Source organism: Arthrobacter sp. TJ-270 (assembly GCF_058269075.1).
Genome location: NZ_JBZCNB010000003.1, coordinates 282,615 through 305,446, shown reverse-complemented (window position 1 = coordinate 305,446; position 22,832 = coordinate 282,615). Strand labels below are relative to the sequence as shown.

The following is a 22,832-nucleotide window of genomic DNA, read 5'->3' as shown; positions in this document are numbered from 1 at the left end:
TCTCACTAGAGAACCTATATACAAGCTGACCATCCCGCAAGGCCGACTAGCAAAATGCTACGATGTTGCGCATGAGCACCGTTCCGCAAGTCGCCCCCAGCCCCTCGGGGTACTGGTATGAGCGAGCAGAGGGAATGGACGTTCTCAATGCGCTTCGGGACTATCGGGCCGCCGAGACAGCCATGCGTCGTCGTACCCGTTCCTCAATGGGAATGAATGAGAACGACCTCCTGGCGCTGCGTTACCTCTTTGAGGCGCAGCGGGACGGACGCGAAGTCAGCCCCAAGGAGCTCGCCACGAAGCTCGGTATCTCATCAGCGTCGACCACCACGCTGATCGACCGGCTTGCTCGGATGGGTCATGTCAGGCGCAAGCCGCACCCCAGGGACCGCCGTGCGCTGGTGTTGGAGGCGACCGCCGAATCAGACTGCGAAGTTCGCGAAACTATGGGCGACATGCACAAACGGATGATGAACGTAGCCCGGACCCTCACGCCCGCGGACGCCGCCGTCGTCGTTGATTTCCTGAACCGTATGCGGGAGGCCGTGGACACGATCGACAGCCGTCGCCGCGCCTAGCTTCGAGGAATGACCGGTTGCCCGAAGACGTGGCGCCGCACCCAGCCGTGCATGGCTATGGCAGCTGCCGCTGACGCGTTGATCGACCGGGTGGAGCCGAATTGGGCAATGGACAGCGTGGCATCGGCTGCAGCATGGACTTCGTCCGTAAGACCTGGGCCCTCCTGGCCGAACACCAGGACGCAATTGCGCGGAAGCTCGTAGGTTTCGAGCGGAACGGAGTCTGGAAAGTTGTCGATACCGATGACCCTGAGGCCGGCCGACTGCGCCCACTCGACGAATTCCTCCACCGTGGGATGGTGCCGTACGTGCTGGTAGCGGTCCGTGACCATGGCCCCGCGACGGTTCCACCGGCGTCGTCCGATGATGTGGACCTCACGCGCGAGAAACGCATTGGCGGTGCGTACCACTGAGCCAATGTTCAGGTCGTGCTGCCAATTCTCTATGGCAACGTGGAAGTCGTGTCGCTTCGAATCGAGGTCCGCGACGATGGCGTCGTGGTTCCAGTAGCGGTACTCATCGACAACGTTGCGGGTATCACCGTGCGCCAGCAGTTCCGGATCCCACTGGGGTCCGGACGGCCAGACGCCCTCCCAGGGCCCCACGCCCACGGCTGCCGGGGTGTTCTCGACGGTTTCATCCACCCCCCAAGACTAAGGTGAAAGACTGAAGGTCGGATTTATGTCCCTTTCAACACGGAAGAAGCGAATGCGCGAAAACGAACACATCGAATGCTGGCTGACCGATATGGATGGCGTCCTCGTCCATGAAAACCAGGCCATCCCAGGAGCTGCAGAGCTGATTGAACGCTGGGTAGCCACGTCCCGCCGGTTCCTCGTCCTCACGAATAACTCGATCTACACACCGCGGGACCTCGCTGCGCGGCTCAAGGCGTCCGGGCTGGAGGTCCCGGAGGAGAACCTGTGGACGTCGGCGCTTGCCACCGCCCAGTTCCTGCAGGATCAGCTGCCCGGCGGTCGCGCCTACGTGATCGGTGAGGCCGGACTAACGACGGCGCTGCATGAGGCAGGCTTTGTCCTCACCGACCAGAACCCGGACTATGTGGTTCTCGGCGAGACCCGCACCTACTCCTTCGAAGCGATCACGAAAGCCATCCGCCTCATCCTCGACGGCGCCCGGTTCATCGCCACCAACCCGGACACCACCGGCCCCTCCAAGGAGGGCCCGCTTCCCGCCACCGGCGCAATAGCGGCACTCATCACGGCAGCCACCAACCGCGAACCCTATATCGTCGGCAAGCCCAACCCCATGATGTTCCGCTCGGCCATGAACCAGATTGACGCACATTCGGAGACCACGGCCATGGTGGGTGACCGCATGGACACCGACATCATCGCGGGCATGGAAGCGGGGCTGCACACGGTCCTCGTCCTTACCGGCATTACGCAGCGCGCAGACATAGATGCTTACCCGTTCCGTCCGGCTCAGATTGTGGACTCCGTACAGGACCTCATCGAGCAGGTGTGACCGCCGCGGATTTCAGTAGAAGCTCTTGGTTGCTCCACCCGTCGGTATCGGGAGGAAATCCTGCTGCAGTTCCTGGACCACGGCCTGATAGATCAACGGATTCCATTGCGGGCTGGCGTGTGCCGGCAGTGCACCTTCGGTGATCAGGTCGGCTGAGACCATGTTGTCGGGAAATGCCGCCGCCCAGCCGGGCCGCGCCGTGGCATAATCCACCGTGCGGTCGTTCGGGTTGCCGACGAAAGCCAGTTTCGTGTTGCCCAGGTTGAACCGGGCAACGTTGTAGTGGAAGATATACGAGGCCTGCGACTGGATCAGCACACTGGACGGAGCCAGCGGCGAAAGCTGCTCGAGGGTCTGATCGACAATCTGGGACCAGGTGCGCTCGTTCTTGTGCACAATGCGCTCGGCCAGCTCATACCCCCCGCGAAGCACAGTCGGGACGCGGTAACCGGCCTCGTACAGGTAGACCACGCCGTCGAACATGGCCTGGTCGATGACGTCGAACCGGACATGCGGACTGGAATCCAGCACGATGAAGCGGACCTCGACGCCCACCTCCCGCAGCCGTGATGCAACCTCGACAGCCACCATCCCACCGAAACTGTGCCCGTAGAAGTACAGTGTCTTGATCTGCTGAGTGCGGATGTACCGCCGGAGGGAACCCACAATGGTGGAGACGTCGAGGCCGAGGTTGGAGTAGCCCATCACGGCCAGCCGTGCCCGCCGGCTCAGAACCGGGCGGAGCGAGTTCATGATCCACACGCCCTCCTCCCAGCTGGTCTTGTATCCCGGGAAGAGGATCCAGAGAGCGTTTGGGAAAGTGGCGTCCGCATATTCGTCCGCCACGGGAATGATAGTCAGTTCCTCCCGGGCTTCCTGGATCTGCCGCGTGACGAACAGGTCCGTAGCCAGCGCCAGGCTAAGGGCGGATCCCGTGAGGAAACGACGACGCGACATGCCCTTCAGGGCATGCGCGTATTCCAGTAGCCGCTCGGGATCGTTGGTCATTACTCCAGACCGAGTTCATCCTTGCTGTAAGCGAAGAGGTAGGGGACGCCGGCGTCTGCCTCGATCCGTTCCTTTGAGCCGGTATCGCGGTCCACGATGACGGCGACTGCCTTTACATTGCCGCCGGCCCTGCGCACGCCCTCCACCGCAGTTAGCGCGGACCCACCGGTAGTCGAGGTGTCTTCGAGAACGACGACGTCGCGGCCGGCGACATCGGGACCCTCAACTTGGCGTCCCATTCCGTACGTTTTCTGGGCCTTGCGGACAACAAAGGCGTCGATAGCGCGTCCATCCCGTGAGGCGACGTGCATGAGCGCAGTTCCGACGGGGTCGGCCCCCATTGTCAGCCCACCGGCGCACTGGAAGGTGATACCGGCGTCGTCGAGCAGGTCCAGCATGACCTCACCCACCAGAGCTGAGGCTTCGTGATGCAGGGTGACGCGGCGGAGATCGATGTAGTAATCAGCTTCCTTGCCGCTCGAGAGCGTTACCTTCCCCCTCACCACCGCCAGGTCCAGAATGAGATCGCGGAGTCGGTCACGGGCGGTGGGGAGATCGGTCATGGGATCCAGTTTAGTAGGCCCCGTCCTGTAGCCCGATACGTACGACGTCGGGCTGGGTGTCAAGCCTTCGGGCGGCGAGTCAGGTGGTGAATGTACTGGCTGCCTCGATGGCTTCAGGCGAAAGAACATGCGAGATTGCCATCGCCGCCGCGCCCAAGACACCGGCCCGCTGCCCTGCCACCGACGGCACAATCCGAAGGTGTTCAGTGGCAAGAGGAAGCGAACGGCGGTAGACCACCTCACGGATTCCAGCCAGCAAGTGCTCCCCCGCCTGGGCCAGGGAGCCGCCAATGACCACGACGGAGGGGTTGATGAGGTTCACGCAGGTGGCTAGAACGTCGCCGATGTCCCTACCAGCCTGCCTGATCACCCCAATGGCAGAAGCGTCTCCTGACCTCACCAGTTCGATCACGTCACGGCTGCTCGCGAGGTCCCTTCCGGTCAGTTCGTTCAGTGCGGAGGCGAGGGCCGGCCCGCCGGCGAGCGCCTCAAGGCAGCCCGTGTTGCCGCATCGGCACAGAAGTTCCCCTCCCCGAGGAACACGCACATGCCCGAGGTCGCCGGCGGTCCCTTGCGCACCGCGCTGCAACTGTCCTCCCGAGATGATCCCCGCCCCAATTCCGGTGGCGACCTTGATGAACATCAGGTCGGTCACCTCCGGCCAGCTCCCCGTCTGCTCACCCAAAGCCATGATGTTCACGTCGTTGTCCACGAGAACAGGGACATCGAAGCTGCGCTGCACAAAGTGGGGAACATCGAAACGGTCCCAACCGGGCATGATGGGCGGGTTGATGGGCATGCCCGTCTCATGCTCAACCGGGCCCGGAAGTCCGATTCCGATTGCTGCCAACTCAGATAGCCCCCGCTTCCCTCTGTCGAGGAGCAATCCGACAGCATCGATCAACCAACCGAGTACTCTTTCCGGTCCATCAGAGATGGTAATTTCTGCGCGCTCACTGACGATTTCTTTTCCGGACAGATCTGTCAGAACGACTATGGCATGCGTAGCTCCAATGTCGGCTCCGACCACAACGCGGGCGCCGGGATTCAGAGCAAACAACGACGGCGGCCGTCCGCCGGTCGACGCTGCGCCTCCGTAGGGAGCTATCAATCCGGTGCGCATGAGCCAGTCCACCCGAGATGCCACTGTAGAGCGGGCCAACCCGGTCAACAGTGCAAGCTCAGCGCGAGTGCGTGGCTGACCGTCCCGCAACAGTTGGAATACTTCGCTAGCCCCGGGCGCGGGCAGCGATGAGGACCGCTGAGTCGGGAATTCTGCGGTTGACTTGGGCACGCTTTTAGTAAAACACGCCACACTTCATGTCGTCACGCAGGTCGCTATCGGGCGTTCGTCGCCTGACTTTTGCCTGACTCTCGACAGAAGTATGCGACCTGTGTCACAGTGAAAACGTGGATGATGAAGTCAACGATCCAGTCCTGAGAGTCGAAGGGCTCACGAAGGCCTTCTATGGCGTTCAGGTCCTCAAGAATGCACACCTGGAACTGCATGCAGGTGAAGTGCACGGGCTTGTCGGTGAGAACGGTGCCGGGAAATCAACGTTGATGAAGCTCCTGGCAGGCGTCTACCAGCGGGATGCCGGGACTGTGGAGATTGCCGGCAAGTCCGTCGATTTCCATCACCCGACCCAGGCCCATGAGGCCGGGTTGTCAACCGTGTTCCAGGAGTTCAATCTGCTACCTGACCGCACCGTTGCGGAGAATATCTACCTTGGCCGGGAACCTCGCAAGGGGCCACTCGTGGACCGCAAGGCGATGCACGCCAACACTGCTGAACTACTGGGTCAGTTAGGCATCACGAGCATCGAGCCCTCCACCGAGGTGCGATCCCTGTCCGTCGCACAGCAGCAGATCGTCGAGATCGCGAAGGCTGTAAGTTATGACGCCCGCATCATCTCGATGGATGAGCCAACAGCCGCACTGGCGGGGCCAGAGGTCGCGTTGCTGTACGCGATCATCCGCCGTTTGAAGGATCGCGGCACTGCAATCCTCTACGTTTCACACCGGCTCAAGGAGATTTTCGATCTATGCGACACCATCACCGTGCTGAAAGACGGCGAGGTCGTCGGAACTCAGCCCGCGTCGAGCATGGACGACGCCGCTCTCGTGCGCATGATGGTTGGCCGCCCCATCTCGGCGTTCTTCCCGGACAAACTGGCCGGAACTGAACGCGGCAACGCGCTACTGACGATCGACGAGGGCGGAAATTTCCAGCTCGATTCGATTAACCTCACTCTTCACGCGGGTGAGATTGTCGGAGTCGCCGGCCTGCAGGGTTCGGGACGCACCGAACTGGTCGAGGCGATATTCGGGAGCCAACCTTTCACCCGTGGCCGGATGGAACTTGCCGGTGAACCCTACGAAGCACACAGTCCACGCCACGCGATCCGCCATCGTATTGCCCTCATTACCGAGGACCGGAAGTCGCAGGGGCTGAGCCTCAACCAGTCCATCCTGGACAACGCGCTTGGCGTCATCCGGTCCGTCTTCCCGGGGAAAACAGCAGCTGCCCGGGCGGGCGTACCCGGCGTATTCTCTTCGCTCGAGGTGGTCGCTCGCGACCTCGACCAGGAAGTTCAGTATCTCTCCGGCGGGAACCAGCAGAAGGTAGTGCTTGCCAAGTGGCTTGCGATCAACCCGCAAGTTGTCCTGTTGGACGAACCCACGCGCGGGATCGACGTCGGGGCGAAAGTCGCCGTCTATAACTTGATGCGCTCCCTCGCGGCGGAAGGAAGGGCCATTCTGATGGTCTCGAGTGAACTACCCGAAGTACTCGGCATGTCGGACCGAATCGTGGTCATGCGCGATGGCCGGATCGCAGGCGAGGTGTCCCCTGACAGCAGTGAAGAACAGGTCCTGCACCTCGCAACCGGTGCGCGAACGGAGGCCTTGTCATGAAGCGTCTGTCCTCAACCCACGTCGTTTACGCCGTAGTTCTGCTGACCATCATTGTGGGCGCAATCCTCGTCGGCGCTGCGGGACGCAACTTCTTCAGCACCGGCAATATATCCGCCGTCTTGACCGGCACCAGCGTGCTGGGTTTCATCGCCATCGGGCAAACCCTCGTGATCCTGGTGGGCAGTCTGGACCTCTCAGTTCCGTACGTTGTGAGCATGAGCAGCCTCATCGGAGCAGGGATTATGGCCAATCAGGCGTCCAACATCCTCCCCGCTGTTCTGCTCGCGCTACTCACCGCGGCGGTAATAGGACTGCTGAACGGGATCATCGTGTCCGGGCTCAAGATTCACGGTTTCATCGCCACGCTGGGCGTGGGCCTCATCGTTAGTGGCTACCTCGCTACCAACTACAAGGGCAGTTCAGGTCAGACGCCCCTGGAGTTCCGGCTCATCGGTGCCACTGGAATCGGTCCCGTTCCGATCTCAACACTGATTATGCTGGCATGCGCCGCCATAGTACTGCTCATGCTCACGAGAACGAGGCTGGGTCATCATATCTATGCAGTCGGCGGCGACATTTCGGTGGCGCGAATGTCCGGGATTCAGACCCACACTCCCATCATCGCAGCGCACGTCATCTGCTCAGTGATGGCGGGGCTCGCCGGCCTGCTGCTCGCTGCGCGCCTCGGCGTCGGCAGCCCGACAATCGGTACGCAGGGCGGGTACGCTCTGCTCTCCATCGCTGCGGTCGTACTCGGCGGCACGCTGCTCTCGGGCGGGAAGGGGTCACTGGTAGGCACTCTTGGCGGTGTTCTCATCTTCGCGATGATCGACAACATCATGAGCGTCATGCAGATCAACCCGTTCCTCAAAGACGTTGTGCGCGGGATCGTGATCGTGGTGGCGGTCGCCGTCTACGCGCGGCGCAAGACCACCAGCCGCACTGACAGATTTCCCACGACGCCGCGATTCAGGGGGAAGGATGCCATCAGGCAGGAGGTCGCCGCATGAGTACCGCTACCACGGCCCGTAACCAGCCTCTGAAGCAGAACCGGTCGTCTTCCGCGGAACGGTTCCTTCGCGCGCTGCGGACTCCGAGCGGAGCAGTCTTCGTACTCCTCCTCGTCCTCCTCATCGCCGTCATCGCGGCCAACCCCTCCTTCGGCGAGCCAGGGTCGCTGATCCGCTTCATCGGAAGGACGGCGCCCATAGCTATCGCAGCAATGGGTCAGTACTTCGTCATCGTAAGCGGCGAATTTGACCTATCGATGGGGTCAGTGGTGACCGCGCAGGTCATCATCGCAGGGAACCTTATCGGCCAGGATGACAGCCGAGCAATTCCCGTACTTGTTCTCATGCTGGTATTCGGTGCCTTCGTCGGCCTGGTCAACGGCCTGATCACCACTTTGCTGAAAGTGCCGAGCTTCATTGTCACGCTCGGAATGATGCTTGCCCTGCTCGGGCTGGTGCTCTACTGGACAGGGGGCGCTGCCACAGGCAACCCTGCGGACAGTTTTCGGCAGATTGGTCGAGGCGGCATCGAGGGTATCCCCGTAGTGGAGGTGCTGCCCTACCCCGTGATCATCCTAGTGGTTCTGGCTGTCGGCGCGTTCTGGATGATGCGCCGCCCGTACGGCCGTACGCTCATCGCAGTAGGTGACAATGCGCAGGCCGCCGCTCTGACTGGCGCACGGGTCTGGTGGGTCCGGACGAGGGCATTCATGCTTTCATCGCTCGCCGCGACGGTGGCCGGAGTCATCCTCGTCGGCTATGCCGGCGTGCACCCTTCAGTAGGGCGAGGCTATGAGTTCACCGCTATCACCGCCGTCGTGCTTGGCGGGGTCGTCCTCGGGGGCGGACGAGGCTGGGTCCTTTCCGCAGCGGCCGGCGCCTTCGCGCTCGAGATGTTGTTCACACTGCTGAATTTCGTCGGAGTCCAATCCACCTGGCGCGATACCGTCCAGGGCGCCATCATCATTCTCGCCGTTGCTGCGGGAACCCTAACCTGGCAGCGCCGTCGGCGCCGTCGGAGCAGTACCGCTCATGAACCGCAACATGCAGTAGCAGAAACAGTTGCACCATTGCCCGCTGTGGGCACCGATGAGGGAGGAAAATGATGCGCCGACGCATCCCAACACAGGTCACCGTGCTCGCAGCCGCAACGCTGCTCGCCCTGACCGCCTGTACCACTGATTCATCAATAGAAAACCCACCCTCCGCCGACGCCGGCGGAGATCCGGCAGCCACTCCAGCTGAAGAAAGCAGCGATGAATGGTTTGTCCAGGAGGAATACGACGAGCAGTTCGAGCAACGATCGACCACCTTCGAGGGTGACCCTGAAGCACCGTGGCTACAGTACATCGACGGTGAAATGACCGATACCTCGCAGTTCGCTGCCGAGGGCGGCCAGAAGGTCTGCTTCGCCAACGCCTCGATTTCCAACCCGTGGCGCCAGACCGGCTGGATCACCATGAACGAGCAGCTCAAGGTTCTGCAGGAGTCAGGGGTCATTTCCGAGATGGAGACCCGCGATGCGCAGGACGATGACAATACACAAATCGCCGACATCGATTACTTCATCGCCGAGGGCAACTGTGATGCGTTTGTCATCTCGCCGAACTCCACGGCGGCGCTTACCCCGGCGGTGGAACGGGCATGCGAAACCGGCAAGCCCGTAGTGGTCTTCGACCGGGGGGTCCAAACCGACTGTGCGACAACGTTCATTCACCCAATCGGCGGTTTCGCCTGGGGAATTGACTCCGCGAACTTCCTTGTCGATAACCTCGAAGAGGGCAACAAGGTCGTAGCCTTGAGGATTCTCCCCGGCGTGGACGTGCTTGAGCAGCGCTGGGCGGCAGCGGAGAAGATCTTCGAGGAGAACGGCATCGAAGCGGTGGATTACTTCACCGGTGCCGATCCGACCGAGATCAAGAAGATTATCTCCGACGAGCTGGCCACCGGGGATGTCCATGGCGTCTGGATGGATGCAGGTGACGGCGCGGTCGCAGCCATCGAGGCTTTCGAGGACGCCGGCGTGGACTACCCGGTGATGACCGGTGAGGACGAGATGAGTTTCCTGCGCAAGTGGGAAGATACCGGTCTGACCGGACTTGCGCCCGTCTACTCGAACTTCCAGTGGCGCACGCCGCTCCTGGCGCTCGAGAAGATCTTCGCCGGAGAGGAGATCCCAGCCGAATGGGTCCTGCCGCAGGAACCGATTACCGAAGACCAGCGCGCCGATTTCCTGGCTGATAACGAGGGCATGCCAGACGGTCACTACGCGAAGTTCGGTGGAGAGGACCTCCCCGGCTACCCCGACGTCTGGCAGGAACGCATCATCCCGTAACCCATCCATGAGTTGTCGCCTGGTTGCCCGCTCGACGCCGTTGAGTGAGCAACCAGGCGACAAGAACGTCAGGACAGAGAAACATGCACCGGCCTATCGGCGTCAACACCTGGGTGTGGGAATCGCCCCTGACCGACGCAACCATAGCCGAGCTCCTTCCGCGAATCGCAGGACAGGGCTTTGACGCGGTCGAGTTGCCGCTCGAGAACATCGGAGACTTCTCCGCACAGTCGGTCTCCAGCTCCCTCTCGGGCCTGAAGCCCTACATTGTCGGAGCAATGGCTCCCGGACGTGACCTGGTGCTTGCCGATCCCGCCACGATTACGGAGACGCAGCGGTACTTGAGCGCCTGCATACAGTTGGCTCACGAGGTCGGTGCCCCCGCCGTCTGTGGTCCGTTCTATTCGTCCACCGGCCGGCTGTGGCGCATGAGCAAGGATGAACGCAGCGAAGCCTATGCCGAACTACGCCGCAATCTTGCTCCACTGGCCGGCGAAGCGGCGAGCGTGGGCGTCGTGCTCGGCATCGAACCGCTCAACCGCTACGAAACATCGCTCCTCAACACCACTGCCCAGGCGCTGGAGGCGCTCGACCCTCTGCTCGGCCACGGAGTCGGGCTAGCGCTCGATACCTACCACCTGGGAATTGAAGAGCGGTCATCTGCCGACGCGATCAGGGCAGCCGGTGAACATCTGGTGCACCTGCAGGTCTGTGGGAATGATCGCGGCACCCCCGGCGGCGACCAGACTGACTGGGACGGCATCTTCGACGCCCTGGATACCATCGGTTATACCGGCGCGCTCAACATCGAAAGTTTCACAGCACTCAACGCGAGCATCGCCACGGCGGCCTCAATCTGGCGACCGCTGGCTGCCACGCAAGACAGACTGGCCGAGGACGGCCTCGCATTCCTGCGCATCATGCAGGACAGCACTACTAAGGAGAGACAGATATGACGACGGCGGCGCCAGCTCCCACTGCGGGAGACCTTCGCCCTGCCAGCCCGCTCGGAGTGGCTGTGCTTGGTTATTCGTTCATGGGGAAGGCACACTCCAACGCGTGGCGGAACGTCAACGCGTTCCATCCATCACCGCAGGTGGCTCAGAGAGTGCTGGTCGGCCGGGATGCCGCGCAGGTAGACGAAGCCGCACGGCAGTACGGCTGGGAGGAAAGCCTCACCGACTGGAGGCAGGTCCTCGACCGGGATGACATTCATATCGTCGACATCTGCACACCGGGCCACCTACACGCGGAGATAGCCCTTGCAGCACTCGAGGCCGGCAAGCATGTAATCGTCGAGAAGCCCCTGGCCAATACCCTTGCGGAAGCCGAGCTCATGGTCACGGCGGCCCAGCGCGCACGAGCCCGCGGGGTCCACTCGATGGTCGCCTTCAACTACCGCCGTGTTCCCGCACTCGCCCTCGCAAGGAAACTCATCAGCGAAGGCCGCCTCGGCGAGGTCAGGCAACTGCGTGTGAGCTACCTGCAGGACTGGTTAGCCGACGATGAGGCACCCATGACATGGCGACTACGACAGGAAACGGCTGGATCGGGCGCACTCGGCGACTTGGCCTCGCACGCCACCGACCAGGTGCGGTTCCTATGCGGTTCACCTATTGAGTCAGTCAGCGGATCAGTGAATACCTTTGTGAAGACACGCACGGGTCCAAACGGTCCGGAAGAGGTAACCGTCGACGACGCTGCCTGGGCAACCCTACGTCTCGCTTCCGGTGCGGTTGCCAGCCTGGAGGTGTCCCGTTTTGCCACCGGGCGAAAGAACTCGTTCGAGGTTGAGGTCTATGGGTCTCGAGGAAGCCTCTCCTTCAATCTCGAACGGTTGAATGAGTTGCAGTTCTTCGACGCAACAACGGATGTCGACTCCCAGGGCTTCAGGACCATCATGGTCACCGAACCCACGCACCCTTACCTGGAGGCGTGGTGGCCAGCCGGGCACATCGTTGGCTGGGACTCCACCTTCATCAATCAGGCGGCTGAATTCACCAATTCGATACGGACAGGTACCGCCCCCACGCCTTCCTTCGAGGACGGGCTCGAAGTACAGAAGGTGCTGGCCGCGATCGAAACGAGCGCTGCGCAGTCCAGCGCCGCCGTCGCACTCTGACCCACCTAGCTCTACTGCCAAAACCCCCACCGAAGGAGCAATGCGTGCAACTCTCCGTACAGCTGTACACCGTCCGAGACGCCCTCGAGTCAGACTTGGATACCACCATCGACAGACTTGCGTCGATGGGCTTCGAACGGGTCGAGCCCTATAACTTCGCGGCCAATACCGATGCGTTGGGTGCGGCACTCTCGCGTAACGGGATGAGCGCACCCTCGGGCCATGCACCGCTGCTCGACGGCGACCGGGACCTCATCTTCGAGGCCGCCCGCACGTTGGGCATCGGTACTGTCATCGACCCTCTTGTCGATCCCGTCCGCTGGACTACCGAGGAGGCGATCGTACAGACCGCCCAGGCACTCAATGAGGTTGCCGCCCTCGGAGCTGAGTACGGCATTACGGTCGGTTACCACAATCACTGGTGGGAAGTCGGAACCGACTTCGGCGGCCGCACCGGGCTTGAGGTGCTCGCTGAATCCCTGGACCCCGCCGTCGTGCTTGAAGTGGACACCTACTGGGTGGCTGTGGGTGGCCATGATCCCGCGGAGCTGCTCGGGAAGCTGGGCGACCGGGTCCGCTTCATCCACATCAAGGACGGGGCCGTCGACCAGGACAACAAGTCGCAGGTGGCCGTGGGCGCCGGGGGGATGAATATTCCCTCGGTGCTCGCGGCGGCCGCCTCCGTGGAGGTAGGCGTCATCGAACTGGACGACAGTGCCGGAGACCTGTTCCAGGCGCTGGAGGACAGCCTTCGGTATCTGCAGGCTGACGCGAAGCAGACGAACGCATGAGCGGGACTGTGGGGGTCGGCATCATTGGTGCCGGTGTTATCAGCAAGGAGTACCTGACCAACCTGACGGCGTTCCCTGATGTGCAGGTTCATATCGTCGCGGACCTCTTCGGGGAGGCGGCCCAGTCGCGTGCCGAGGACTTCGGTGTCCCGGCATGGGGGACGGTCGAGGATGCGCTGCAGCACCCCGAGGTAGAGATTATCGTCAACCTCACCACTCCCGCTGCGCATGTGCCGGTCGCGCTGGACGCGGTGGCGGCCGGGAAGCATGTGTGGAGTGAGAAGCCCTTCTCCCTCGACCGGGAGTCAGGCCTGTCTCTTCTGAAGGCGGCGTCCGACGCTGGCCTGAGGTCGGGATGCGCCCCGGACACGTTCCTCGGTGCCGGCCTGCAGACCGGCCTCCGCATGATCCAGCGCGGCGATATCGGAGTCCCGCTCACTGCGCTGACTCTCATGCAGTCCCCCGGTCCGGAAGCCTGGCACCCCAACCCGGCGTTCCTGTTTCAGGAGGGCGCCGGTCCGTTATTCGAAATGGGGCCCTACTACCTGACGGCCCTTGTCCAGGCTTTCGGCACGGTGAAAACCGTGGCAGCGCTCGGCTCGCGCTCTCGGGAGACCCGCGTGATCGGTTCCGGCCCGCGCGCCGGCGAGGAGTTCGCCGTTACCGTTCCCACGCACGTGAGCGCGCTGGTCCAGTTCGAGAGCGGCGCCTCCTCCACAAGCAACTTCAGTTTCGATTCCCCGCTCCCCCGGCACGGTTTCGTGGAGATCACCGGATCGGAAGCCACTATTGCCTTCCCGGACCCGAACATGTTCGACGGCGCCATCCGCCTCCACCGCCACGGCGCCGATGACTGGGAAACCCTCCCGGCCGTCGGTTCCACCTTCGGCCGCGGCACCGGAGTGCTCGACATGGCCCGCTCGATCCGCGCCGGTGTTCCGCACCGTGCACAGGGTGAAACGGCCTTCCACGTCCTCGACACCATGGCTTCGATTGCCGAATCGGTGGAAAACCGCACGTTCATTGACGTCGCTAGTTCCGCTGTGGCGGCCGAGCCCCTGCCCGAGGACTGGGACCCCACCACCCGGACGCTTTCCTGACCAATCACGCAAGGAGAAGATTATGGCACGCAACTTCACCCTGTTCACCGGCCAGTGGGCGGACCTGCCGTTCGAGAAGGTAGCCGAACTCGCCGGCCAGTGGGGGTACGACGGACTGGAGATCGCAGTCTCCGGTGATCATCTCGACGCCTGGCGCTGGGACGATGACGACTACATCCAGGAGCGGCTCGACATCCTGGAGCGCAACAACCTCAAGGTGTGGACCATCTCGAACCACCTCAAGGGCCAGGCTGTCTGCGACAACCCGATCGATTTCCGCCACGAAGCCATCGTCGGCCCCAAGGTCTGGGGCGACGGCGACCCCGAGGGCGTCCGGCAACGCGCCGCCGAGGAAATGAAGCTCACCGCACGGCTCGCCAAGAAGCTCGGGGTGAAGACCGTCGTCGGCTTCACCGGCTCGTCCATCTGGCAGTACGTCGCCATGTTCCCTCCAGTCAGCCAGGACGTGATCGACGCCGGCTACCAGGACTTCGCCGACCGCTGGAACCCCATCCTCGACGTATTCGATGAGTGCGGCGTGCGCTTCGCCCACGAGGTACACCCCTCCGAGATCGCCTACGACTACTGGTCCACTCGCCGCACGCTCGACGCCGTCGGAAACCGGCCCGCTTTCGGGCTCAACTGGGATCCGAGCCACTTCATGTGGCAGCAGATCGACCCGGTAGCCTTCATCTCCGACTTCGCGGACCGGATCTACCACGTGGACTGCAAGGACACGAAGATGCGGATGGGCGGAGGCCGTAACGGCATTCTGTCCTCGCACCTGCCCTGGGGAGATCCCCGCCGCGGCTGGGATTTTGTCTCGACCGGACGCGGCGACGTCCCATGGGAGGACAGCTTCCGGGCCCTCACCGCAATCGGCTATGACGGGCCCATCTCGGTTGAGTGGGAGGACGCCGGCATGGACCGTCTCGACGGTGCCCCCGAGGCGCTCGCTTTCCTCAAGAAGTTCGACTTCGCGCCGTCGTCGTTGTCCTTCGACGCTGCGTTCAAGCAGTAACCCACTGAAGTTTTTGTAGCCGATCTGCTGCTCTGATCTTGTTTTAACGGCAGATCCGCGACAAAAACTTAGTAACCTGTCCCCATGCGTGAACTCCAGGCGAAGATCATCGACGAAATGGGCGTAAGCCCCACCATCGACCCTGTAAAGGAGATCCGCCAGCGCGTGGACTTCCTGAAGGACTACGTCCAGGCCTCCGGGACCAAGGGCTTCGTGCTCGGGATCAGCGGCGGCCTGGACTCCACCCTCGCGGGAAAGCTGGCGCAGCAGGCGGCGGAGGAATTGCGGGCCGAGGGAACCGAAGCCTTCTTCGTGGCCGCCCGTCTGCCATATAAGGTCCAGCATGACGAGGATGACGCGCAGTCTGCCCTGGCCTTCATTTCTCCGGACCGGTCCGTCGTCTACAACGTTGCTCCCGCCGTCGACGGTTTTCAGCGCGAGTTTTCCAGTGCTGCCGGCAAAGAGATGTCCGATTTCAACAAGGGCAACGTGAAGGCCCGTGTACGCATGGTGGCCCAGTACGCACTGGCTGGCGAGGACAACCTGCTGGTCATCGGCACGGACCATGGAGCGGAATCCGTCACGGGCTTCTTCACGAAATACGGCGACGGCGGTGCGGACATCCTCCCGCTGTTTGGTCTGAACAAGAGGCAGAACCGCCAGCTCCTCAAGGAACTCGGCGCGGAGGAACGCCTCTACAACAAGATTCCCACCGCGGACCTGCTCGACGAGAACCCGGGGCAGACCGACGAGCACGAACTGGGCCTCACCTACGACCAGATCGACGACTACCTTGAGGGCCGTGATGTCCCCGAGGAAGCAGCCCGGCTCATCGAGCGCCGCTACCTGATGACCCGGCACAAGCGCACGGTCCCGGTCACCATCCACGATTCCTGGTGGCGCGGCACACCAGAATCCTGACCGCGGGGCGGGCGCCCTGACGCCTGATGGAGGACCGGTACCAAGCAAAACCCGCCGATTGGGTAACGTAGCCCCTGTGAAGATTGCGACCTGGAACGTCAATTCCCTCCGAGCCCGTGCCGACCGTGTGGAGGCCTGGCTCGACCGCTCCGACGTGGACGTTCTTGCCATCCAGGAAACCAAGTGCAAGGACGAGAACTTCCCCTGGGACATGTTCGAGAAGAGCGGCTACGAGGTGGCGCACTTCGGCACGAGCCAGTGGAACGGCGTCGCCATCGCTTCCCGTGTGGGTTTGACCGACGTCGAGCGCACCTTCCCGGGACAGCCCCTGTTCGGGAAGGACACCGACCCTGTGCAGGAGGCCCGCGCAATCGGCGCCACGTGCGGCGGCGTACGGGTGTGGAGCCTGTACGTCCCGAATGGCCGGGCGCTCGGAGATCCGCACATGGCGTACAAGATCGAATGGCTCGAACTGCTGCGCAAGCACGCCGTCGGGCTGCTGGAGGCGGACCCGTCAGCCCAGGTGGCGCTGACCGGTGACTGGAACATTGCGCCGCAGGATGAAGACGTCTGGGACATCGACCTCTTCCTCAACAACGGCTACACGCACGTCAGTCCGCCGGAGCGCGCCGCGTTCCATGCTTTCGAGGACTCCGGCTTCACCGACGTCGTCCGTCCGCACACCCCCGGCCCCGGCGTGTACACCTACTGGGACTACAAGCAGCTCAGCTTCCCCAAACGCATGGGAATGCGCATCGACTTCGTGCTGGCCTCCCCTGCCCTCGCCGAACGTGTCGGCGGAGCTTCGATCGACCGTGAGGAACGCAAGGGCAAGGGCGCATCCGACCATGCACCCGTCATCGTGGAGCTGACCTGACCCATGGTTCACATGCCGGGCACCGGCCGCAGCTTCCCCTACGTTTCCTTCCTGCGGGTTTATGAACCACTCGACGCGTTCAGCGACGCCCAGCAGCTCGCAATCCTGGAACAGCGGACCCGCGAGCGCCGGCTCACCGAGGCGATGGATCGTTTCGATGCGATGCGGCGCGTCACGCGTGCCGTCTCGGACCCTTTCCCGCACCATGCGCAGGACCTCGTGCGTGTGCTTCACTTCCCCCGCGGCAACGGCACCACCGCGCCCTTTTACTGCCCCAACCAGTTGGCCGTGCGCACCTTCCTCGCCGCCGAGTCCCTCGAGCAGACAATTCGCGGTCCGCTGATGGACGTGCTGCTCCCGGACATTGCCCGCGAGGCGCACCAGGCGCGGCTCGATCCGGAGACGCTCGCCGAGTCCACGGCGAAGCTGCACACCCGGTCCGCTACCTGGGGCGTCCCGTTCGCCTGGTTTGTGCTCATCCACGAGGACGACCTCACCGAGGTAGTGGACGACGACGGCGAAGTCCACACCGTCCGCGTGTCCGTCACCATCAGCGAGTGCATCGACCGTGCACGGCGCGCGGTCGCCAGCCTCGCGATCGCCGCCCCGGAACTGGACCTCCTTGAAGAGCTGACCGAGATCACCGAGTGGCTGGAGTCCTTCCGCCGTGATGCCGTCGTCGAACTGGACTACGGACCGGTGGCGGACCTGGTGTTCCCGGATGAGTCACCCATGGATGTCCGGATGGGCATCGAGTGCCTCGCGGAAGTGGACATGACCGGCGCGGCCGCAGCCTACCGGCGCCTCGCGTCGCGCTGGGTTCCCATCCGCCAGCTCGCCCGCGCCTCCTAGTTGACGCCGTCGACGGCGTAGGACACTTTCGTGATGCCCTTCTTTGACTTGACCCTGGTGATGTTGAGCTTTCCGACCTCCGCCACATCGCGCACATGGGTCCCGCCGCACGGCACCCCGAAGGTCTGGTTGTAGAGCACAATCCTTGCGGGCTTGTTGGTGGGGATGTTCTCCGGCACGTGCCTGCAGTATTCGCCCATGTCAGCGACCGGCATGAACCGGATCTCGTTGCTGCTGCCCTCATCGATGACCCGCCCGACCTCGCGTTCGATGCGCTGGCGGGTCTCCTCAATGTCTTCGGGGACGTCGCCGTTGTACTCGACGAAGGACATGTGCGGGTAGTGTGCGCCCTTGCCGGGCACCCATGGCAGGCCGAGCCGCTCGACGGCGAGGTCAACAATGTGCCCGGCTGAATGAAGCCTGGTATTCACCGCCCGTCGCTCCGCGTCCACCTCCAGTACGACGCCGGCACCCTCCGACGCAGAGCCCCCGCCCAGGTGGTGGACCACCCCGTGCTCGTCCAGACGCACCTCCTCCACGGTGAAGATAGCGTCGCCAGCGGAGATAGTCCCGGTGTCCCAGTCCTGTCCTCCGCCGCGGGGATAAAAGCAGGTTTGGTCGAGTTCGACATCGAGCCGGCCGTCGTCGAGCGTGGTAACCGCCGTAACGGTGGCGGAAGCGGTCAGCACATCAAAGTCATCGAGGTAGAGGAGGTCGGTAGCCATGCGTACAAGCGTAGCGACCGGGGCCCTCAGCTAGCAGGGCGCCGGGCCCGTCGAGGCGCGCCGGATGAGTTCGTGCTGCTGCGTGGGCGGATTCTGCACGGGCGGCACACCTTCCAGCTCGCTCAGGAGGAGTTCTGCTGCGAAGGCGCCCTGTTCTTCGGGCATTTGCCGCACTGTGGTCAGGCCCATGGGTTCGGCAAACTCGTGGTCGTCAATACCCGCGATCGAGAGCTCTTCGGGTACCCGGATGCCGAGCTCGGAAGCCGCAATCAGCGCACCGAAGGCCATCTCGTCGGAGGAGCAGAACAGCGCGGTGGGCCGTTCCCGCGCAGTCGAGAGCATCCGCTTCACCGCGATCTTCGCCTCGTTGAAGCGGAAATCACCGAACACGGACCATTCGTCGCGGACCGTCAACCCGTGGGCGGCCATCGTCGCGTGATAGGACTCTTCACGGATACGGGGTACCTCAAAGTACAGTCCGAAAGAACCGCCTCCGCGCACATGTCCGATCCGGGTGTGCCCTAGTGAAATCAGGTGCTCGACGGCGTCCCGAACGGCTGCGTCATCATCGATGCCGACATGACGCACGCCCTTAACCGAACCGCCCACCACAATGGTGGGCGATTCCAGCTCCCGAAGGGCGCGATGCTCGTCTTCAGTGAGTTCCATGCACATCACCAGGAGAGCATCGATCCGCTTTCGCAGGATCGAACGGTGGAACACACGTTCCCTGTTTACTCCCGTTCCACCCAGACTGAAGACGATGAGGTCATACCCGGCGGCACGGAGTTGACGGTCCACTCCCTCCAGGACGGCCGAGAAATACCAGGTTTCGATCATGGGCAGCAGCACGCCCATCGCCATTGTTCGTCCGGATGCCAATCCGGACGCGGCCGACGACGGCACGTAGCCGAGCTCCCGCGCCGCGCTTAGTACGCGGGCGCGGGTGCTCTCCGACACTCCAGTCAGTCCGCGCAGAGCGCGGGACACGGTCGCGGTTGACACCCCGGTGGCAACCGCAACATCCTCGATGCCGGTCACGTTGCATCAGCCCTTGAGGCCACCAGCAAGCAGCCCGCGGACAAAGTAGCGTTGCAGCCCGAAGAAAACGATCAACGGAACGATCATCGAAACGAACGCGCCCGCCGTCAGTCGGTGCCACTCTCCGCCGCGCGTTCCGGTCAGCTCGGCAAGCCGTTGCGTGATGGGCGCGACGTCGCCGGTGCCGCCGGAGAACACCAACGCCACCAACAAGTCATTCCAGACCCACAGGAACTGGAAGATCGCATAGGAAGCGAGTGCTGGAACCGACAGCGGAATGATGATGCGCCAAAAAATGGTCGCGTGCCCGGCACCGTCCACCCTCGCTGCTTCGATGACCTCGCCGGGGATCTCGGCGATGAAGTTGTGCAGGAGGAAGATGGCCAATGGCAGCGCGAAGATCGTGTGCGCCAGCCACAGTTGCGCGTAGGAACCCGAAGGCAGCAACTGGAACTCGCCGATCTGCAGGTTGACGAACAACGTCAGCAGCGGAATCAGCGCCATCTGCAGGGGAATGATCTGCAGTGCGAAGACGAAGACGAACAGAGTGTCCTTGCCGCGGAAACTGCTCCACGCGAAGATGTAGGCCGCCATCGAGGCGACCACCAACGGAATGAGGGTCGCGGGAATGACAATGGCGAGGGAGTTGACGAAGTACTGTCCGAGATTGGGCGACTGGCTGCTTCCTGAGACAAGCACATCCGCATAGTTATCGAGCGTGAGCTCGAAGTTGCCCAGGATGTTCCACCAACCGTTCCGGTTGATGTTTGCCTCCGGCCTGAAGGAGGAAATGAACAGTCCGGCAGTGGGCACGGTCCAGATGATCGCGATGATCACCGCAGCGATCGTGGCGCCACGGGAGGTCAAACGCTGTTTCACCCGCCGGGTAATGGGCGGGGCAGCCCGCTGATCGTCGTCCACCGTCATCGGCACGGCTGGTGTCGAGGTCATCGGATCTCCTTCTGCTTCTTGAGTACCCGAGCGTTGTAGATGACCACGGGCAGCACCATCAGGAACAGGACCAGTGCCAGGGCTGCTCCCCGGCCGGGCTCATTGGCCCGGAACGCCTGGGTATACATCTCGTTGGCGATCACCGACGTGTCATAGTTACCAGCCGTCATGGTGCGCACGATGTCGAACACCTTCAGCGTGATAATGGTAATGGTGGTTACCACTACCACCAGTGCGCCGCGGATGGACGGGATGGTGATGTTCCGGAACTGCTGCCATGCGCCCGCGCCGTCGAGCCGCGATGCCTCAATAACATCCGCCGGAATTCCCTTGATTGCCGCGGAAAGAATAACCATGGCAAACCCCACCTGAATCCACACCATTACTGCGATGAGGAAAAAGGTATTCCCCGGGGCGTCGAGCAGGAACTGTCGCGGCTCGCCTCCGAACCAGACGAGAATCTGATTCACCAGGCCGATCTGCTCTTGCTCTGGGCCGCGGTAGGCGTACATGAAATTCCAGATGATGCCCGCGCCGACCATGGAAATGGCCATCGGCATGAACACGAGGGCTTTCAGAACGCGCTCGCCGTGTGCCTTGTCGATGAACACCGCGTACACCAGCCCGATGATCGTCGAGAGCGTGGGAACGAGAATCACCCACAGCACGGTGTTCCTGAGCGTTACGAGCGCTGATGGGTTGGTGAACATCCAGATGAAGTTATCCAGACCGTTGATAGCCCCGTTACGGTCGGTGAACGCGAGGAAAGTGGTCTGCACTGCGGGCCAGACCATGCCCACGATGAGCAGTATCGCGGCCGGAGCCATGAAGCCAATGATCGTCGCTTTGTCGCGGAAAGATTTGGGTGCCCGGTCAACCAGCAGCATGATGATCCCGATGATGGCGGCAAAAATAGCCAAGGCGATCACCACCTGCAGGAATTTCTCGCCGAGATCCTCCATAACGCAGTCTCCTTTGTGGGAATACTCCCCTAAGAGCGAAGAAAGTCAGTAGGAACCCGGCGCACCGCGTAAGCGGTGCGCCGGGTTGGCGAAGGAACTACTGGGGCCAGCTGCTTTCGATGGTGTCAACCACTTCCTGCGTCGGCGTGCCGTTGATCCACTCGACGATGCCACTCCAGAAGGAGTTGGAGCCTACGGCACCGGGCATCAGGTCAGATGCATCAAAGCGGAAGACCGTATCTTCGCTCTGCAGCAGTTCGATGGACTGCTTATCCAGAGGACTCTGGGCAAGCGAGGCATCGAGTGCCTGGTTGGCGCTGATCGCGCCGCCCTCGGAAACGCGGTTGTTGGCGAACTCAGCAGAAGCCATGAAGGCCTGGAAGGCCTCGACCGCAGCCTCGTCCGAGTACGCAGCAACGATCTCGCCACCGCCCGTGATGGCATTGCTACCGGGTTCCTCGCCCGGCGTCATGAAGGCCCAGACGTCACCGTCTTCGGCAATTTCAGTACCTTCAGGCCAGTTCGATGCCTGGAAGGACGCCTGATGGTGCATGGCGCATGCTCCGTCGAGGACCGGCTGTCCGGCATCGGCAAACGGCGTGGTCAGAATCGAACGCACGTCGCCGAATCCACCGTTGACGTAATCGTCGTTCTTGAGAATTTCACCCACAGAATCAAATGCCTCGACGATCTGGGGATCGTTGAACGGGATTTCGTGGTTGACCCACTGGTCATAGACCTCGGGGCCTGCCTGGCGCAGCACATAGTCTTCGATCCAGTCGGTGCCCGGCCAACCCGTGGCCTCACCGGACTCGAATCCTGCGCACCAGGGCTTCATGGTTCCGTCGGCTGCGATCTCCTCGGTGAGGGTCATCATCTCGTCGAGGGTCTCAGGGATCTCCCACCCGTTCTCCTCGAAGATCGCCGGGGAGTACCAGACGTAGCCTTTCACATTGGCCAACATGGGAGCCCCATAGAACTCGCCGTCGACCGTTCCATAGCCCTTCCAGTCCTCGGACCAGTTCTCGTCGACAAGTGCTTCAACTGAGTCAGGGGCGGGCAGGACGTTGCCGCCGGCCACCTCAGCTGCGAGCAGACCCGGCTGCGGGAAGATCGCGATGTCCGGCGGGTTGCCGGCCTGTGAGCGGACGCCGATCTGGGTTTCGAATTCCTTCGAGCCTTCGTAGACAATTTCGGCGCCGGTGCACTGTTCGAAATCTGCCCAGGAGTTCTCAAGTCGCTCTGCCTCGATGTCCACGATGGTCGAGTAGACGTTCACCTCTTCGCCGTCGAAGGTTCCGTACTCCTCGTAGGCGGCGCAGTCCGCGGCCGGTTCCTCGCCGCCTCCTCCGTCGCCGTCGCCACCTGACCCACAGGCAGAGAGTGTGAGCGTAAGTACGCTGAGTGCCGCAATCGGCAGTACCGCTTTGCTTCCGCGAATAATCGCCATTAAATGACTCCTTTGTCCGGCAGCCGGGCACTGAGTGGGCGCCGCTGCCTAGCCTCTTGATAACATCAAAGTAAGCGCTTACGTTGTGATCTGCAACACCGAGTGGACCGTACTGCCCGGT

Annotated in this window: 23 protein-coding genes; 14 read left to right on the top strand and 9 right to left on the bottom strand. The window is 62.5% G+C overall.

All coding sequences use genetic code 11. The features are described from left to right. Positions 1 to 71: 71 nt before the first annotated feature. Positions 72 to 578 (top strand): MarR family winged helix-turn-helix transcriptional regulator, encoded by a 507-nt coding sequence (locus AC4D2M_RS08730; RefSeq protein WP_490891293.1) that lies wholly within the window; start codon positions 72 to 74, stop codon positions 576 to 578. Here the strand turns inward: AC4D2M_RS08730 and AC4D2M_RS08725 are convergent. Then, positions 575 to 1,222, bottom strand: coding sequence for a TrmH family RNA methyltransferase (locus AC4D2M_RS08725; protein WP_490891292.1), 648 nt, complete (start codon positions 1,220 to 1,222; stop codon positions 575 to 577). The two genes, AC4D2M_RS08730 and AC4D2M_RS08725, sit on opposite strands and share 4 nt — an antisense overlap. A 64-nt stretch (positions 1,223 to 1,286) precedes the next feature. Here AC4D2M_RS08725 and AC4D2M_RS08720 point away from each other — a divergent pair, with 64 nt between their 5' ends. Next, the gene (locus AC4D2M_RS08720) at positions 1,287 to 2,066 is read left to right on the top strand and encodes an HAD-IIA family hydrolase (RefSeq protein WP_490891290.1); all 780 of its coding nucleotides are present in this window, start codon (positions 1,287 to 1,289) and stop codon (positions 2,064 to 2,066) included. Positions 2,067 to 2,078: 12 nt separating this feature from the next. Here the strand turns inward: AC4D2M_RS08720 and AC4D2M_RS08715 are convergent, their stop codons facing one another. From AC4D2M_RS08715 to AC4D2M_RS08705, 3 genes are all read right to left on the bottom strand, one after another. Further along, on the bottom strand, positions 2,079 to 3,074 hold the full coding sequence (locus tag AC4D2M_RS08715) for a thioesterase domain-containing protein (protein WP_490891289.1): 996 nt from the start codon (positions 3,072 to 3,074) through the stop codon (positions 2,079 to 2,081). Next, positions 3,074 to 3,637: an orotate phosphoribosyltransferase gene (pyrE, locus tag AC4D2M_RS08710; protein WP_490891288.1), complete on the bottom strand. Its 564-nt coding sequence runs from the start codon at positions 3,635 to 3,637 to the stop codon at positions 3,074 to 3,076. Before pyrE ends, AC4D2M_RS08715 begins: the two co-directional genes overlap by 1 nt. Before the next feature lie 79 nt (positions 3,638 to 3,716). After that, a complete protein-coding gene (locus AC4D2M_RS08705; RefSeq protein WP_490891287.1) occupies positions 3,717 to 4,760 on the bottom strand; it encodes an ROK family protein in 1,044 nt (347 codons plus the stop codon). A gap of 287 nt (positions 4,761 to 5,047) precedes the next feature. Here AC4D2M_RS08705 and AC4D2M_RS08700 point away from each other — a divergent pair, with 287 nt between their 5' ends. The 12 genes from AC4D2M_RS08700 (at position 5,048) to AC4D2M_RS08645 (ending at position 17,582) form a co-directional block, all read left to right on the top strand. Beyond that, positions 5,048 to 6,553, top strand: coding sequence for a sugar ABC transporter ATP-binding protein (locus AC4D2M_RS08700; protein ID WP_490891285.1), 1,506 nt, complete (start codon positions 5,048 to 5,050; stop codon positions 6,551 to 6,553). After that, a complete protein-coding gene (locus AC4D2M_RS08695) occupies positions 6,550 to 7,563 on the top strand; it encodes an ABC transporter permease (RefSeq protein WP_490891283.1) in 1,014 nt (337 codons plus the stop codon). The genes AC4D2M_RS08700 and AC4D2M_RS08695 overlap by 4 nt, the downstream gene beginning before the upstream one ends. Beyond that, positions 7,560 to 8,669 carry an ABC transporter permease gene (locus AC4D2M_RS08690; RefSeq protein WP_490891282.1) on the top strand — a complete coding sequence of 370 codons (1,110 nt, stop codon included), beginning with the start codon at positions 7,560 to 7,562 and terminating at the stop codon, positions 8,667 to 8,669. Before AC4D2M_RS08695 ends, AC4D2M_RS08690 begins: the two co-directional genes overlap by 4 nt. Further along, positions 8,669 to 9,898, top strand: coding sequence for a substrate-binding domain-containing protein (locus AC4D2M_RS08685; RefSeq protein ID WP_490891395.1), 1,230 nt, complete (start codon positions 8,669 to 8,671; stop codon positions 9,896 to 9,898). Before AC4D2M_RS08690 ends, AC4D2M_RS08685 begins: the two co-directional genes overlap by 1 nt. 83 nt (positions 9,899 to 9,981) lie before the next feature. After that, positions 9,982 to 10,854, top strand: coding sequence for a sugar phosphate isomerase/epimerase family protein (locus AC4D2M_RS08680; protein WP_490891281.1), 873 nt, complete (start codon positions 9,982 to 9,984; stop codon positions 10,852 to 10,854). After that, complete coding sequence (locus tag AC4D2M_RS08675) at positions 10,851 to 12,020, top strand: Gfo/Idh/MocA family protein (RefSeq protein ID WP_490891279.1); 1,170 nt, start codon at positions 10,851 to 10,853, stop codon at positions 12,018 to 12,020. Before AC4D2M_RS08680 ends, AC4D2M_RS08675 begins: the two co-directional genes overlap by 4 nt. Positions 12,021 to 12,064: 44 nt before the next feature. Next, on the top strand, positions 12,065 to 12,811 hold the full coding sequence (locus AC4D2M_RS08670) for a sugar phosphate isomerase/epimerase family protein (protein WP_490891278.1): 747 nt from the start codon (positions 12,065 to 12,067) through the stop codon (positions 12,809 to 12,811). Next, positions 12,808 to 13,911 (top strand): Gfo/Idh/MocA family protein, encoded by a 1,104-nt coding sequence (locus AC4D2M_RS08665; protein WP_490891277.1) that lies wholly within the window; start codon positions 12,808 to 12,810, stop codon positions 13,909 to 13,911. The genes AC4D2M_RS08670 and AC4D2M_RS08665 overlap by 4 nt, the downstream gene beginning before the upstream one ends. A 22-nt stretch (positions 13,912 to 13,933) precedes the next feature. Continuing rightward, on the top strand, positions 13,934 to 14,932 hold the full coding sequence (locus tag AC4D2M_RS08660) for a sugar phosphate isomerase/epimerase family protein (protein WP_490891276.1): 999 nt from the start codon (positions 13,934 to 13,936) through the stop codon (positions 14,930 to 14,932). 84 nt (positions 14,933 to 15,016) lie between these two features. Next, positions 15,017 to 15,853, top strand: coding sequence for an NAD(+) synthase (nadE, locus tag AC4D2M_RS08655; protein WP_490891275.1), 837 nt, complete (start codon positions 15,017 to 15,019; stop codon positions 15,851 to 15,853). A 76-nt stretch (positions 15,854 to 15,929) separates the two neighbouring features. Further along, positions 15,930 to 16,730 carry an exodeoxyribonuclease III gene (locus AC4D2M_RS08650; protein ID WP_490891274.1) on the top strand — a complete coding sequence of 267 codons (801 nt, stop codon included), beginning with the start codon at positions 15,930 to 15,932 and terminating at the stop codon, positions 16,728 to 16,730. Between the two features lie 3 nt (positions 16,731 to 16,733). Beyond that, positions 16,734 to 17,582, top strand: coding sequence for a DUF8083 family protein (locus tag AC4D2M_RS08645; RefSeq protein WP_490891273.1), 849 nt, complete (start codon positions 16,734 to 16,736; stop codon positions 17,580 to 17,582). Here AC4D2M_RS08645 and AC4D2M_RS08640 read toward each other — a convergent pair. From AC4D2M_RS08640 to AC4D2M_RS08620, 5 genes are all read right to left on the bottom strand, one after another. Further along, positions 17,579 to 18,307 (bottom strand): alanine--tRNA ligase-related protein, encoded by a 729-nt coding sequence (locus AC4D2M_RS08640; RefSeq protein WP_490891271.1) that lies wholly within the window; start codon positions 18,305 to 18,307, stop codon positions 17,579 to 17,581. The genes AC4D2M_RS08645 and AC4D2M_RS08640 overlap by 4 nt on opposite strands. Before the next feature lie 30 nt (positions 18,308 to 18,337). Continuing rightward, positions 18,338 to 19,348 carry a LacI family DNA-binding transcriptional regulator gene (locus AC4D2M_RS08635; RefSeq protein ID WP_490891269.1) on the bottom strand — a complete coding sequence of 337 codons (1,011 nt, stop codon included), beginning with the start codon at positions 19,346 to 19,348 and terminating at the stop codon, positions 18,338 to 18,340. A gap of 6 nt (positions 19,349 to 19,354) precedes the next feature. Continuing rightward, positions 19,355 to 20,299, bottom strand: coding sequence for a carbohydrate ABC transporter permease (locus AC4D2M_RS08630; protein ID WP_490891267.1), 945 nt, complete (start codon positions 20,297 to 20,299; stop codon positions 19,355 to 19,357). Continuing rightward, on the bottom strand, positions 20,296 to 21,261 hold the full coding sequence (locus AC4D2M_RS08625) for a carbohydrate ABC transporter permease (protein ID WP_490891265.1): 966 nt from the start codon (positions 21,259 to 21,261) through the stop codon (positions 20,296 to 20,298). Before AC4D2M_RS08625 ends, AC4D2M_RS08630 begins: the two co-directional genes overlap by 4 nt. A 97-nt stretch (positions 21,262 to 21,358) precedes the next feature. Next, entirely contained in the window at positions 21,359 to 22,711 is a 1,353-nt protein-coding gene (locus AC4D2M_RS08620; protein ID WP_490891263.1) for an ABC transporter substrate-binding protein, read from the bottom strand. Between the last annotated feature and the right edge of the window lie 121 nt (positions 22,712 to 22,832).